Origin of the sequence: uncultured Sneathiella sp. (assembly GCF_963973085.1) — a bacterium.
Lineage (GTDB): Bacteria > Pseudomonadota > Alphaproteobacteria > Sneathiellales > Sneathiellaceae > Sneathiella.
In genome coordinates this window covers 507,422-521,335 of sequence record NZ_CAXAXA010000002.1, presented here as the reverse complement: position 1 = coordinate 521,335, position 13,914 = coordinate 507,422, and the positions used below count along the sequence as shown (strand labels likewise).

Annotated in this window: 15 protein-coding genes; 4 read left to right on the top strand and 11 right to left on the bottom strand. The window is 56.6% G+C overall.

All coding sequences use genetic code 11. The features are described 5' to 3' along the window. Nucleotide 1: 1 nt before the first annotated feature. Nucleotides 2–1,363: a PQQ-binding-like beta-propeller repeat protein gene (locus tag AACZ19_RS06755; protein WP_339632284.1), complete on the bottom strand. Its 1,362-nt coding sequence runs from the start codon at nucleotides 1,361–1,363 to the stop codon at nucleotides 2–4. Nucleotides 1,364–1,367: 4 nt separating this feature from the next. Next, complete coding sequence (locus AACZ19_RS06750) at nucleotides 1,368–2,015, bottom strand: tetratricopeptide repeat protein (protein WP_339632282.1); 648 nt, start codon at nucleotides 2,013–2,015, stop codon at nucleotides 1,368–1,370. A gap of 164 nt (nucleotides 2,016–2,179) precedes the next feature. Between AACZ19_RS06750 and AACZ19_RS06745 the strand changes: the two genes are divergently transcribed. Beyond that, nucleotides 2,180–2,359, top strand: a complete 180-nt coding sequence (locus AACZ19_RS06745) for a hypothetical protein (protein WP_293963626.1) — start codon at nucleotides 2,180–2,182, stop codon at nucleotides 2,357–2,359. Nucleotides 2,360–2,723: 364 nt separating this feature from the next. On the opposite strand, the gene AACZ19_RS06740 is transcribed toward AACZ19_RS06745, so the two are convergent. Further along, on the bottom strand, nucleotides 2,724–2,993 hold the full coding sequence (locus AACZ19_RS06740; RefSeq protein WP_339632280.1) for a hypothetical protein: 270 nt from the start codon (nucleotides 2,991–2,993) through the stop codon (nucleotides 2,724–2,726). A gap of 128 nt (nucleotides 2,994–3,121) precedes the next feature. On the opposite strand from AACZ19_RS06740, the gene AACZ19_RS06735 reads away from it, so the two are divergent. The 3 genes from AACZ19_RS06735 to AACZ19_RS06725 all read left to right on the top strand — a co-directional run bounded on the left by AACZ19_RS06735 (nucleotide 3,122) and on the right by AACZ19_RS06725 (nucleotide 5,909). Next, nucleotides 3,122–4,885 carry a peptidoglycan-binding domain-containing protein gene (locus AACZ19_RS06735; protein WP_339632278.1) on the top strand — a complete coding sequence of 588 codons (1,764 nt, stop codon included), beginning with the start codon at nucleotides 3,122–3,124 and terminating at the stop codon, nucleotides 4,883–4,885. Between the two features lie 122 nt (nucleotides 4,886–5,007). Beyond that, nucleotides 5,008–5,199: a hypothetical protein gene (locus AACZ19_RS06730; protein WP_339632277.1), complete on the top strand. Its 192-nt coding sequence runs from the start codon at nucleotides 5,008–5,010 to the stop codon at nucleotides 5,197–5,199. An 83-nt stretch (nucleotides 5,200–5,282) separates the two neighbouring features. Further along, nucleotides 5,283–5,909: a glutathione S-transferase family protein gene (locus AACZ19_RS06725; protein ID WP_339632276.1), complete on the top strand. Its 627-nt coding sequence runs from the start codon at nucleotides 5,283–5,285 to the stop codon at nucleotides 5,907–5,909. A 21-nt stretch (nucleotides 5,910–5,930) separates the two neighbouring features. On the opposite strand, the gene AACZ19_RS06720 is transcribed toward AACZ19_RS06725, so the two are convergent. The 8 genes from AACZ19_RS06720 to AACZ19_RS06685 form a co-directional block, all read right to left on the bottom strand. Then, nucleotides 5,931–6,512 (bottom strand): disulfide bond formation protein B, encoded by a 582-nt coding sequence (locus AACZ19_RS06720; RefSeq protein WP_339632275.1) that lies wholly within the window; start codon nucleotides 6,510–6,512, stop codon nucleotides 5,931–5,933. A gap of 12 nt (nucleotides 6,513–6,524) precedes the next feature. Further along, the gene (locus AACZ19_RS06715) at nucleotides 6,525–6,680 is read right to left on the bottom strand and encodes a DUF5993 family protein (RefSeq protein WP_339632273.1); all 156 of its coding nucleotides are present in this window, start codon (nucleotides 6,678–6,680) and stop codon (nucleotides 6,525–6,527) included. A gap of 15 nt (nucleotides 6,681–6,695) precedes the next feature. Next, nucleotides 6,696–7,085, bottom strand: a complete 390-nt coding sequence (locus AACZ19_RS06710) for an MAPEG family protein (protein WP_339632271.1) — start codon at nucleotides 7,083–7,085, stop codon at nucleotides 6,696–6,698. Between the two features lie 65 nt (nucleotides 7,086–7,150). Beyond that, nucleotides 7,151–7,579: a PaaI family thioesterase gene (locus AACZ19_RS06705; protein WP_339632269.1), complete on the bottom strand. Its 429-nt coding sequence runs from the start codon at nucleotides 7,577–7,579 to the stop codon at nucleotides 7,151–7,153. A gap of 14 nt (nucleotides 7,580–7,593) precedes the next feature. Next, nucleotides 7,594–8,745, bottom strand: coding sequence for an acyltransferase (locus AACZ19_RS06700; protein ID WP_339632267.1), 1,152 nt, complete (start codon nucleotides 8,743–8,745; stop codon nucleotides 7,594–7,596). Nucleotides 8,746–9,005: 260 nt separating this feature from the next. Then, a complete protein-coding gene (locus AACZ19_RS06695) occupies nucleotides 9,006–10,151 on the bottom strand; it encodes an acyltransferase (protein ID WP_339632265.1) in 1,146 nt (381 codons plus the stop codon). 198 nt (nucleotides 10,152–10,349) lie between these two features. After that, the gene (locus tag AACZ19_RS06690) at nucleotides 10,350–11,519 is read right to left on the bottom strand and encodes an acyltransferase (protein WP_339632263.1); all 1,170 of its coding nucleotides are present in this window, start codon (nucleotides 11,517–11,519) and stop codon (nucleotides 10,350–10,352) included. Between the two features lie 136 nt (nucleotides 11,520–11,655). Beyond that, nucleotides 11,656–13,839 (bottom strand): VWA domain-containing protein, encoded by a 2,184-nt coding sequence (locus AACZ19_RS06685; RefSeq protein ID WP_339632261.1) that lies wholly within the window; start codon nucleotides 13,837–13,839, stop codon nucleotides 11,656–11,658. Nucleotides 13,840–13,914 lie beyond the last annotated feature (75 nt).

Genomic DNA, 13,914 nt, shown 5'->3' with positions numbered 1-13,914 from the left:
TTTATTCTTTGCTTGCCGCGCGCAGGGCCACAAGGTCGGCGTCATCGGTCAGGATATAAAGCGTGTTGCCGGCCACCACCGGCGGGATCGAGGCCGGGTCCGACAGTTCCATCCGGCCGAGGACTTCCCCGTTATAGGGGGAAACCGAAACCGCAAGCCCGTAGTTGGACACGAGGATCAGCCGGTCGCTGGCCAAAATCGGGCCGGTCCAGATGATCAGGTCGCGCTTGTCCTCCGGATCCTCATACTTGCCGAGGGGGCGCACCCAGCGGATCAGGCCGTTGCGCCGCGACATGCAGACCAGATCGCCATCGGTCGAGACGACAAAGAGGAAATCGCCCGCGATCCAGGGGGTCTGCAGGGTCGAGATTTCCTGGTCCCACAACCGGTTGCCGGTGCGCAAGTCAACGGCGATCATGCGACCGGAGTAGCTGGCGGCATAGACAACCCCGCGGTCGATGACCGGGAAGGCGTTGATATCGGTGAGCGAGGTGAGCGAGCTGTAGAGGCGACGTCGGACAAGCTGGTCGCTCCAGGCCTGCTGCCCGTTGGCGGCGCGAAAGGCGTATAGCTCGCCGCTGGCGAAGGGGACGACGACCGTGCCGTTGTCATAGGCCGGGCTCGCCGCGCCAAGAAGGCCCGTCGTTTCGATCCCGCCCTCGAAATTCCAGTTGATCTCGCCGGTGGTCGCGTCGAGCGCGAAAATGCGGCTGTCGAAGGTGATGACGAATATCTGCCCCTCGGCAATGGTCGGCGCCGCCCGGAGCGGCACGCCAAGACCGGTTTTCCAGACAGTCTCGCCGCTTTCCCCGTCCAGCGCGACGATATCGCCATAGGAGGTGGTGGCGAAGACCCGGCCGTACTCAAAGCTGAGCCCGCCACCGATATTGCCTTCATCCTCGTCTTCCGGGGTCAGGTTGACCGCCCAGAGTTCCTTGCCGTCCTCCGCCGAATAGGCAGTGACTTCAGCGCTGGAATCCATCGCATAGACCTTGCCATTCGCAATAACGGGGGAGGAGAACATGCGGTTCTCGTCATCGGATCCGTCGCCGATGGAGACCCGCCAGGCTTCCTCAAGGTCATCGCCGAGTTCAAGGTGATAGAGCGCATGGGACGGAACGCCGCCTGCTTGCGGCCAGTTGGCATTTTCGTACGGCGGTGGAAGTCGCACTTCCAGATCGGCAAGGCCCGCATCGGCCTCCAATGTCTGTTCCAGCGACAGGATCGAGATGCGATCCCCGGGCAGTGGCGGTTTTTCCGGCGCGCCGAACCAGCTACAGGCGCCGAGGCCAAGAAGGGCCGCGCCCATCAGTGCCGGCCTCAAAAGGGGGCGGAGGACTGTCGGCATCAGGCGTTGGGGCATGCGCTTATGCCCCTTCCAGCGCGGCAAGAAGCTGGCTCACCCGGCCCTTGATATCCTCCGGCACGCCCGCGTCATTCTGGATAATCGTCAGCACTTCACGGGCCCTCGAAATCTCGCCATCCTTGATATAGGTCAGCGCCAGCAGCTCGTTGGCCGACGCATTGAACAGGCCGCCCGGTTCGCTCAGGTCGGCAATCCGGTTGCGGACGTCATCGGTAGTGCCGTTGTCGAGAAGGTAATATCCCGCCATCAGGTCGGCAAGCGCGCTGAATTCGGGATCCACGGAACTGTCTGCCGCCAACGCGTCATACACCTGGAGGGCCTTGTCCCCCTGTCCGGCTTCAAGGAAGGCCGCCGCCTCCCGCAGGCTGGCGAGCGGACGGTATCCCGAGTTCCCACTTTCGGCAAGCCCGGCAAAGGCCGCCGCAGCCTCGCCCGGTTGATCATTCGCCATCAGCGCCGCGGCGGCACCAAACTCGGCCCCTTGCGTGCGCGACTGGCTCTGAGTGTAATTCTGCCATCCGACATAGCTGCCCGTTGCCACGACAATCAGAACCGCGAGGCCGATGACATATTTGCCATAGGCCTTCCAAAGTGCCAGTGATTTTTCCTTCCGGACATCCTCATCGACTTCGTTAAAAATATCGGCCACAAAAAACTCCAGTTCCGCCCTTAGAAATTGCGTGCAAAATAAACCGCCGGGGCGATTTAAGCAAATGTTGTCTCGCTATCCGCCAAATTTTTGATATTTTGACTGAAACAGCCCTCCTATCGCTGTCAAGGCGGGCGAAATTATGACGATGGAGGCGAAAAGTCATGGCCGAAGGACAAATCCTGCAGCTCGTCGCCCTGCTCATGGTGCTTTTTCTGGTGCTGCCGGGCTTTCTCTACTACACGCGCCGCGCCGGCAAAGCGGCATTGTTGCGCAACATCGCCATTTGGCTGGCGGTGGCGCTGGTCATCGCGTTCCTCTACAAGACCTTCGGCGGCGGGTAGAGGCGCGCTTCCGGCATGGCGCGAGTGGGTATGCTCGGGCTCTGCCGGATATGCTCAGGAAAAAAGACGCCGGGTCCGCGCCTGCATTTGTTCGCCGCCCCTGGCCGGGGGACAACCTTCATCCGCAGAGTAACTTTCCAGCGGTGGCACGCGGCGGACGGCTCATGCGCGACCCCCATTGATTTCGATGGAGATTTATGGCGCGGCAAATTTCGTCCGAGGGGTCCCACCTGGGCGTCCAGTCAATCGAGGGGGAACCGGTTGGTCTTTTCGCTTGGAGAATAAGTTCCGGTCCACTCCGATATCGACGATGCTGATTTGTAACCCGGCACAGGACTTCCTGATTATCCGCAAGGCGCCATATTTAAGCGTCCTCTAAGTTTGCCCCAATTCCGGTGGTGCCGTGTCCGCGACAAGCGCTTTTATCAACACCATCAACATCGCTATATAAAGGGAATTTGATACCCAATCCGTCCTTTACCTCCGTAAAAGTCCCCCGAAAACCGGGGAAGAAGCGGTTGTTAAATCCAATTCCTTCTAGCCCGTTGATTATACCATATGCGATGGGCATATGCAATAACTCTAATGGAGAAAAGACGCCAATCGGCGTTTCCTGTGCAACTGCTTTTCCCATTAGGATAAAATTCTTTACATCGCGGCTGCGGATATTAAAATCGCATCCGATAAAGATATCGCAAGCTGTTCAATCCAAACGCTTAAACCCCAAAAAAATGTCGGGGTCGAAAAAGAAAGACACATGCCGTGCCGAAAAAAATCCTGACGATCCTGATGATTTTGTCCCTTCCCCTTTTTATCAGCAGCGCCGCCAATGCGGACTGGCTCGACAAGCTGAAAGACACGGCAACGGAGCTGACCGACAAGGCCGCCGAAGCCCTGAAAGAAGCGGAACCCGAATCGCCGACCACCTCGGACGGGGAAGGACAGGCCAAGAAACCGACGACCGCCACCGCGCCGGCCGCGCCCAAGGCCCCGGCGCAGAGCACGGTTGCTGCTCCCACTACCCCGAAGACGACCGCCCCGGCCCCGGCAGCGCCAAGCGGCAACAACGACAAAGCGCTGGTGATGGCAACGCAAGAGGAACTGAAACGGCTCGGCTATAAAATCGGCGTCGATGGCGCCTACGGCCCGAACACCAAGAAACAGATCATCAGTTTCCAGAACTCGCAAAATATGGCGGCAACCGGCAATGTTACGCCGGACCTGGTCGCCGCGCTGAAAGCGGCGCCGACGCCGAATACGGAACCGGCTACGACCACCACAACGGCCGCCCCCACCCCGAAAGCCGAGGAACCGAAGGCGGCGGAGGCGAAAGCGGAACCTAAAGTCGAAAAAGCGGCAGCGCCACAGATATCCCTCAATCAGCATGACTATGACCGCGCATATCTCTATGAAGAAAAGCAGCCACCGGAACTTCAGGGTGCATGGGTACTGAGGAAGACTAAGGGTGAATACCCGCTGTATGCCCATATCAAGGATGACGAGCTTATTGTCAATCAACGATTGCAAAAAATGAAACCCCTTCCAGGACGTGAGGCCGAGGTCATCGGGTTTGAAATCATGAGAACCGCGAAAACGTATTTCAATAAGTCCTCAAAGCAAACGGTTGCGACAATTCTTTTCCGGTTTGACAACAGTGTTATTACGGCAAATGTCATTACGAACGGAGCTCATCGTGTTCTTTTCAGCGCCAAGGGAGCCGAGGTTTCCAGACTCCTCTCCCATGTGCAGAATGGCGGCGATTTCGAGTATCGCCTCGACAATTTCGAGCCTTTCCTCTACAGCGAGGACTGGACAACCTTCCGCTCCCCGCCGCCGGAAATAGCCGCAGCGAAGCAGGCCGAGAATGACAAACAGGCTGCCGCCATGGCCGCCGCTCAGGCGACGCAGAAGGTGGAGCAGGAGAAATCCGCTGCCACCGCGGCCACCCTCTCCCCGGAAGGCAAGGTGGCTTATGAGCAATGCAATCAGAGCCACTCAGCTAAGATTTTCTATTCCTGCCAATGCATCGCACAGAATATCGGCACACATGTTGATAAAGTCGTCGCCAGCGAAACGGAGGAATCCGAGAAGATATTCATCTATCATTATGGAGAGGATGGAAAAAGGGCCTTCGAGAATATAGACAAGGCGAATTTGACGGCGGAGCAGAAAGCAGAAAAAAAGAAGCGCATACAGGAAAATATGGATCGAGACAAACAACGGATAGCCGACCTTGAAAACAGAGCGGCATGGGATGACAAAACCCGCAATCGAATTGTCAACACTGCATCCATTTGGGCATACAAGGATCCCGTCTGCAAAATCGGCGAGGGCATGCGCGAGAAGGAATACGGCGCCTGCATGAGTTCCCCCTCCTCAAGCAAGGTAAGCGGGAAAACGGCGGAGGAATATTGCAGTTGCTCCGCCGATACGGCAGCAAAGCTCTGGACAAGTTCAAACCAGACCTATAGTTCCAAGGTCGCCGTCGGCCTCCCGGTACAGGCACGGACGCAGTGCCGCAATTAGTGTGAATATGCGGTCCGGGGCGGGTAGAAATCCGCCCCGGAAACTCTTTACGTAAATTTCATGATTTGGCCTTATTCTGCTCCGATATGCAGCCTTCCTGTATGAAGGACCGGAGTAGAAAGATGGCCAGTCAGTCCCTGGATAAAAACAAGCGCGCGATTGCGCAGAACCTCATTGATACCTGTGGTCTGCAGCGCGCCTATCACGCGGCAAAGCAATATGGCTGGACCGATATCGCCGAGGAAATCGAGAGCGAGATCGAGAAGACCCGCAACTACGCTCGCCGTCGCACCGACCCCCCCGTACAACACTAGGGCGCCGCACGCCTCTTTCCTCAGTTGACATTCTCTACCTCCCGCGGGCATGGTTTGCAAAAAACCGCGAGGGAGAAGTAGCGATGAAGATTTACTGGATACCGGCGCAGGCGCCGATGCGGGTTCTGGCGTTGGTCAAGCATCTGGGCGTGGAGGCAGAGCTGATCAGGATCGATCCGGTGGCGGGCGGGCTGCATACGCCGGAGTACAAGGCGCTCAACCCCAACCGCAAGGCCCCGACGCTGGTAGACGGCGATCTCGTCCTCTGGGAATCCTCCGCGATCATGGCTTATCTCTCAATCAAGGCCGGCTCCGACCTGTGGCCAACGAAAAACCTGGCCGAGCAGGTCGAGGTGCTGCGCTGGCTGAGTTGGAACGAGGGGCACTGGGTCGGCGCCGTCGGCCCTTATTACATTGAGCATATCGTGAAGAAGACCTTCAACATGGGCCCGCCGGATGCGGAGGTGCTCAAAAAGGCCGAGAAGAACTGCCTGAAATACGCGAAGGTGCTGGACGCGCATCTTGAGGGACGCGACTTCGTCGCCGCGAACCGGCTGACCATCGCCGACTTTTCCCTCGCCTCCATGGCCCGCTACTGGCGGGAGGCGGAGATGCCCTTCAGTGATTTCCCGAACATCACCCGCTGGCTCGCGGGCCTCGAAAACATTCCCGCCTGGAAAAACCCCTGGCCGGAGGATAAAGCGGCCTGATAAGGCCCCCTTGAGCTATCCTTACTCGGCTTTCTTCAACTCATCAATCAGCTTGTAGCTTGTCGGCGGATCGGCGCAGACGGTGGGGCCGCATTCGATGAGCGTGGTGACCGCATTCCCCGCCGCCAGCAATACCATCAACGCGAAGGCCGCAATGGCGAGGCGGCTGCCGCCGAATTTCCTTGCGGACGCCGTCATGGATGATTTGCTGAACTGTCCCTCAAACAAAAGCATGATGGCGGTGCCGAGGATGATCAGGAAGAAACAGACCCCCGCCCAAGTATAGTAATGCAGTCCCCAGACCGGGGAGCCGTAATGGCCGGTGCCGGGCACAATATGCAGCAGGATCTGGCGGATCGAGACGCTGCCGCCATAAACGGCGGCGATCAGCATAATACCATAATGATGCGGCCTCGGTCCCTTGACGAGGTTGAGGCAGAGCCCGTATCCCACGGCAACCAAGGCGACCCGCTGCAACAAACAGAGCGGACAGGGCAGCTCATCGAGGGTGAACTGCATGGCATAGGCGGCAATCAGCACGCCGGAGATGGCAAAGAGGCCGACGGCGTTCAAATAGCGGGAGGCCTGACTGTCTATCATCATTGCGCTGCCCCCCTAAAGCTGGACTGTCAGCGCGGTCGTCGCGTGGAACTTCAGCCAGTAGACGCTGAGCCCCATGGTGACGGCGAACAGACCGTAGGATAACCCCCATTTATCCCGCCAGGCGGCAAGCATGGCCAGGGTCAGCAACAAAAAAAGCAAGGCAATCATTTTCCCCTCCTCCCCTCAGATGAGATAGGTAAAGAGCAGCCACAGGCTGCCGATCAGCAGGACAAGCAGCGACAGGACCGCGCCGATCTGCCGCAAGCGGAAACTGGCGTTGGCGCGGCTGATGCCGATGGCATGAAAGCACCGGCCCGCAACCAGCAGGACGCCGAGCACGATCACCCCGTAGATACTGACCGTGCGCATTTCCAGAAACGCCAGCAGCAACAGCGAGATCGGCACATATTCGATGAAATTGCCATGGGCCCGAATGGCCATCTGCAATCCCGCATCGCCGCCGTCGCCGAGCGAGACCTTGGCCCGCCGCCGAACCAGCGAGGTGCGCAGGCTCAGGAAGAAAAAGATCAGCCCCAGCAGGGCCGCGAAGATGGGTGTAACCGTGACATGCATAACTCTTCCCCCGTTATCCGCGCCGCGATGGAGGCGCTCGCGTATCATGCACCTATTGCGGGGGTTCAGACAAGCTTGAAAGAGGCATTGGAACGGGCAATTGTCCGTTCTTCGCCGTCCCGCGTGGCGATGACCTTGAGCTCGGTAAAGCCGATCGACCGGCCGACTTTAAGGACATTAGGGCGAAACTCCAGCCAATCGCCAATCCGCGCAATGTCTATGTAGTCGGTGGTCATGCTCAATGTTACGGCGCTTAAGCTGTCATTCTCGAACTTTTTCCGCGCCTTGAGGACGAGGGAGCTGCCCATGGCGTTATCGGACAGTGCCGCAATCAGCCCGCCATGGGCAAAGCCGCGGGCGTTGCAATGGGCTTCCCGCACCTCAAGGCCGAGGACCGCGCCCCTCTCTGTCAGCTTCCAGTGTATCGGCTCCCACGGATCGGTGAGCGGGCTCTTGCGGGGACTTTTCGTGAAACCGTCGGGTATGTTGTTCATTATTGTTATCCCGTTTAATCGATCTTCGACAAGAGATAGTGTTTGGACGGTGCGCCGAAGACAGCCAGCAGAATTATAAAGGCCGCGACCAAGGCAAGCAAAATATAAAACGGCTTTATTGAAATAAACGCCCTGTTCCGGAAAGGCTGCTCGACAAAATAATATGTCAGGCCCGACAGGAGGAATGACAGCCCGACCCAGCCGAGCCTGTCCAGATTTTCCGGGGCCGGCTGAATCTGCTTGAAAAAGAAAAAGACCGGCCAGTGCCACAAATACAGTGAGTAGGACATCAGGCCGACGGCAACAAAGGGTTTGGTGCCAAGAAGGCGTCCAACCGGATTATCCCGGGAGGCAAAAGCTATGATGAATGCGGCACCAAGAACCGGGATGACCGTCACGTAGTTGGGCACTGCCTGATGAATCCCGGACAGAAGGACATACCAGATGATCATGCAGAGGCCGATCACCGGCATTACAAGATTGAGGAGCCGATGACGGACTGCGCCATGCTCCTGTTCCAGATAGGCGAGGAGCGACCCCGCCAGCAGCTCCCAAAACCGCGACGACAGCATGAAGAAATTGAAGTTCTGGTTTCTATCCGCCATGAAATCGGAAAACTGAAGGCTGATAAAAAACAGGAAGATGAGAACGGGAAGAATGACTCTCGGGGAGAATCTCAGCGACAGCAGCAAAACAACTGGGAAGATGATGTAAAACTGCTCCTCTATCCCAAGGCTCCATGTGTGGATCAGCGGGCCGACTTCCACCCCCTGTTCCGCAAGATCACTGCCGACGATGTAGAAAAGAATGTTGGAGCAGAAAGCGATGCTCGCGATCACGGTCATGAAGAAAAAATCGAGATCAAGACCGTCCAAAAGAAAGAAATACACCGGAAAAATCGCCAGCAGTACGGCGAACAGTCCCGGTAGAATACGCCGTGTGCGACGTTCATAAAAATTCCGGTAACTAAAGGCGCCGGTCTCGCGCAACTCCTTCAATATGATTGATGTGATCAGATACCCGCTAATCACGAAAAATACATCAACGCCGATATCGCCATTGTCAAACCACCCGGTGCGGCCAAAAATCTCAAATCCGCCATGATAGAGGATTACAAGCATAACTGCAATTGCTCGCAATCCGTCAATTTCAGGTCGGTAAGTCAAGCCATCCTCCCCATACAATAATATCGCGAAGATAGCGTGGCTCATTTTTCGATACAAGTTTTAGTTACAACAACTATTTGTATTATTAGATATCAAAAATAGAACAGCTCCGGCAGCAGGCTAAATTTCTTCCCGCGCTTATGGCCATAACCGCGCGTGTCCTGATATCCCCGCTGGCGAGGATGGCGCGAAGAAGGAAAACGGGTTCTTGCAGGAGGGCTTGGTGAATCCGGCGGGAAACCGGGCCTCTCTTTCCAGTGCTAGTGGCCGGCCAAACCGGAGCCCACGATGCTAAACCGATCGCCGGGAAAGGACAAGAACACGATCAGGATTGCGGTAGTGCCAATCAAGTAGAAAAACGGCTTTGCGCGAATGACCTCGCGATTCCGGAAGGGCCGTTCGATCAGATAATAGGATATCACCGACAACAGGAAGGTAAGAATGACCCACCCCAACTTCTCCGGATTTTTCGAATTCGGATAGGCATATTCAAGGAACATGTAGACCGGCAAATGCCAGAGATACAGGGAGTAGGACATCTTTCCGGTGGCAACAACCGGCTTCAGGCTTAAAGCACGTCCGACAAGGTCGTCGCCTGATGCGAAAGCTATGATGAGCATCGTCCCGAGAATCGGGAAAATGCTGAGATAGCCGGGGTGGACCGGATCGGTTCCGAGCAACATAACATACCAGAAAATCATGGCGGCGCCCGCTATCGGCAACAGCGAATTGAAACGGTTGCGGCGGACCTTGCCACGCTCCAGTTCCATAAAGGCCAGAAATGATCCGGCCAGCAGTTCCCATATTCTCGATGGCAGTTGAGAATAGTTAAACTCGTAATCATACCGACCGATATATTCGGCAAAGAAGAAGCTGAGACAAAATACAATAAAGAAGATTGGAAGCGTAAACTTCGGAATATGCCGCCGCAGCAGTAGCAGTGCGATCGGGAAGATCAGGTAAAACTGTTCCTCGACCGCCAGGCTCCAAGTATGGACAAACGGTGCAATCGTCGGTGTGCCTGCATCATATACAAAATAAAAGAAGATATTCGAAACAAAGAAAATAATGGAAATAACGCTTAGCAGGAACTCGTAAAGTTCCGCATCCGACAGCAGATGAAAGGCCACCGGAAAAGTTGCAAATATGATGAAGAACAGGACCGGCAAAATACGCCGCGCACGTCTTTCGTAGAAATTGCCGAAACTGAAGCCGCCGGTTTCGCGCAGCTCCTTGAGGATGATCAAGGTGATAAGATAACCGCTGATGACGAAGAAAATATCAACGCCGATATAGCCATTCTTGAACCAGTCAGAGCGGCCCATGACAGTGAAAGCAGCATGAAAAAGCAAGACAAGGACAACTGCAACCGCACGTAATCCATCTATCTCCGGTCGGTACGTCAAATCATACTCCGTAAGCAACAAAAGCGCGAAAATATCGTTTCAGTATATTCAGTGCGAGCTCTGGCTTCAACAACTTTTGATTTTATTTTAGATAGAAATTAAAACAATTTCGAGGGCAGTGTCAGTGCGAAGAGGTAAAAGGGTTCTTGCAGGAGGGCTTGGTGAACCCGGCGGGAAGCCGGGCCTCTCTTTCCAGTGCTAGTGTCCGGCCAGAGAGGGTCCTGTTATGCTAAAGAGATCAACGGGCAAGGACAAGAGCACGATCACGATTGCGCTTGTGCCGATCGAGAGGAAGAACGGTCTTGCGCGAATGATCTCGCGATTCCGGAAGGGTTTCTCGATCAGGTAATAGGATATCGCCGACAGCGCGAGCGAGAGGACCACCCAGCCCAGCTTGTCGAAGTTGCCCGCCACCGGATTGATCAGGTGCAGGGATGTAAAGACAGGCAGGTGCCAGAGATACAGGGAATAGGAAATCAGGCCGATGGCGACGAACGGCTTCGATCCCAGTATCCGCCCGACCATATCCTCTTTCGAGGAAAAGGCGATGATCAGCACGGTGCCGAGAACCGGGATGAACGTCGCAAAGCCCGGGTGTAGCAGGTCGGCCCTATATTGCAGGAGATACCCACCGATCAGGCAAAGACCGACGAGCGGCATGACCGTGTTCAGGAACGGTCGCCGTATCTTCCCGTATTTCAGCTCCACATAGGCGAGGATCGCCCCGGCCAGCAATTCCCAGAAGCGCGAGGGCAGCAGCAGGTAATTGAAATCAATATGTCTGGCGCCCATCAGCTCCGAAAACTGAAGACTGAGACAGAAAAGAACGATGAAAATCAACAGGAAATACCGGGAGAAAAACCTGTTTACCAGGATAAGAAGAACGGGGAAGAGCAGATAAAACTGCTCCTCGATCGCGAGGCTCCATGTATGCAGAAACCCTTCGACAAACGCGCGGTCCACGCCGAAATGGTCGCTCACGAAAAAGTGGCTCTCGAAGTAGAAGAATATATTGGAGCCGAAGAAGACGGCGGAGAGGACGCTTAACAGAAACGTCTTCAGTTCACCACCGGACAGCAGGATGAAAGCGACCGGAAGAAACGCCAGCAGGACAAAAAACAGTGCCGGCAGGATACGCCGCGCCCGCCGCTCGTAAAAATGCCAAAAATTGATTGTACCGGTTTCGCGAAGCTCATTGAGAAGCAGCGTTGTGATCAGATATCCGCTGATCACGAAGAAAATATCGACACCGATATAGGTCCTTGAGGACCAGTCCGCGCTTCCCGCAATGGTGAACGCCGCATGCTGCAGCAAGACCAGCGTCACGGCGATCGCGCGCAAACCGTCTATCTCGGGCCGATATTTCAAATCGCACTCCTTAAGCAATTTTCATAAGAAATTAGTACAGTATAATTCTAAATGGTAGATTAAAATTTTCTATTCTGCAGCTTTAGCGAGGACCAGAAATCAATCAGCTCGTCAGGAGTGACGCCGCGTCAGCTGCTTACTCAATCGTCACGGTGCTGCGTTTGGCGGGCTCGATGGTTACCTGCTGCTCCCTGGCACCGGCGGTGACGGTATAGGTCCCGGCGGCAAACGTAATGGGGGCGCCGCCCGCGATCCCCTCGCTGAGGACCGTTCCGGCTTCATCCGTCACCGTGAAAGAGGGGTTGACGGCCTTGGTCAGCGCCGCCGCGAGGTCCGCCTCATTGCCGGCGTTGAAATACTCCCCGCCGCCGAGATCGGCCCAGAGCGCGAAAGTCTCCTGCAGGGCCGCGTCATCGATGGCATAGCCGACGATATTGACCCGCACGTCATATCCGCTGGCGCGCATTTTGGCGATCACATCGGCGGGGTCGCCGTCGCAGGTTTCCTCCCCGTCGGTGATCAGCACGATAATCCGCTCCCCGGTGACAGTGCCGAGGTCACTCATCGTCCGGGCCAGCGAGTCGGCGATGGGCGTTTTCGCAAGGTTCATGGCCGTCACGCCTTCAACGCGTGCCGTCGCCGCAGCGCGGTCAAGAGCGCCAAGCGGGATTTCAAGATCGGTGCGGCATTTATCCGCCTCCTTATGGCCAAAGACACGGAGAACGAAGGGTGTGCCGTTCGGGAGGGTGTCGGAGATCAGCGCGGTCAGCGTGCGCTTGGCGATATCGATACGCCGGTCGCCATCCTGCCGCTGCAACATGCTGCCCGAGGCATCGAGCACAACCTCGATCGCGTCATCGGGGCCGAGCAACGGTTTGGCGGCGGCAACCACCTCAAGGGAGCCCGGTTCCTGCTTGGCGGGGATGATCGTGACCGGCACGGCGGCAAGCACTTTTCCGCCCTGGGTCAGGTAACGAAGCTCGTAATCACCCGGCAGGTTCGGCGCGAGAACGGCCGAAATATTCCCTTTTTCCTTGTCGATATATCGATAAGCGAGATTGCCAGGCTTGCCCGGATCGACGAGTTGCAGGATATCGCCGTGATTCCCCGGCCCCTCCCAGGTGACATTGAAGCGCTGGTTCCCCTCCACCTCTGCGGGCGCATCAAGTTGCGCGCTGACCCCGGCGACGGAGAAGGAAGTCTCTCCCAATACCTGTCCGCCAGAAAGATAAACGACGCGATAGTCGCCGAGTTCCTCCGGCGCACGGAGCGTCACGCTTTCCGGATTATTGCCGACATAGGCATAGCTCCCGGCGTTGGCCCCATCGGGACGCAACACCCGGATCAGATCGCCACTATTGTTCGGCCCCTGCCAGGCGACGGGGAAATGCGCGCCCGCCGGAACGGTCTCCATCATGGTCAGCGTCGCATTGGTGCCGGTGACGGTGATCGCAGTGCCGCCAATATCCTTCTTGGCGGTGAAATAGGCAATGCGGTAACTGCCCGGCTCGACCGGCGCGGTCAGGGTCGTGACATTCTTCTTCGCCTGACCGGCATAGCGATAGAGCCCGCGCACCGGCGTGCCGTTCGCATCGACGAATTGAAGGTAATCGCCGTGGTTAAGCGGCCCCTCGAAGGAAAGCTCGAAGGTCTCATTCGCGCTGACGCTCCCGGGCGCGCTCACGGTGGCCGTCACACCCTGCACCGAAATCGGGCTGCTGCCGATCAGCTTCTTGCCGGTGAAATAACCGACACCATAGTCGCCCCCCTCCGCCGGAACCCGCAGTTTGACGATGCCGTTTTTGGCGTTGACGACATAGGCATAGAGGCCGCGAATGGGCGTCTCGTCACTTTTCAGCATCTGGACATAGTCGCCTTTATTGAGTGGACCGTCGAACTGCACCTCAATCGTCTCGCTAATTTTCGCGCTTTCAGGGAGGGTCAGGGTCGCGGTCACGGCGGTGACAGTCAGCGGGCTGCTCGCGACAATCTTGCCGCCGGAAACATAGGCCACCTGATACTTCCCCGGCTCCAGCGGGGCGGCGAGCGTGCCGGTATTGTTCTTGAGATTGCCGACATAGACATAGGCGCCCTTGAGCAGCTTGCCGCTTTCATCGGCGAAACGGAGAATATCTCCCTTGGCGGGCGGACCGGAGACGGTGATCTCGATCGCCTGATTGATGCCCGCTTCAGCCGGTGCGGTGACAGACACTTCCTGCGCCTGTAGCGCAGGAGACACCCCGACAATCAAAAAAAAGAAAACAACGGCCGCTAAAAACCTTAAATGCTGCATGAATTCCCCCTGTCCCGGCGCCTTCATTGCAATGCGACGCCTGCTGACAGGAATTGTGCCATTTTTTTGGGAGAAATCAAATGCGGAAGGAAATCACCTTAC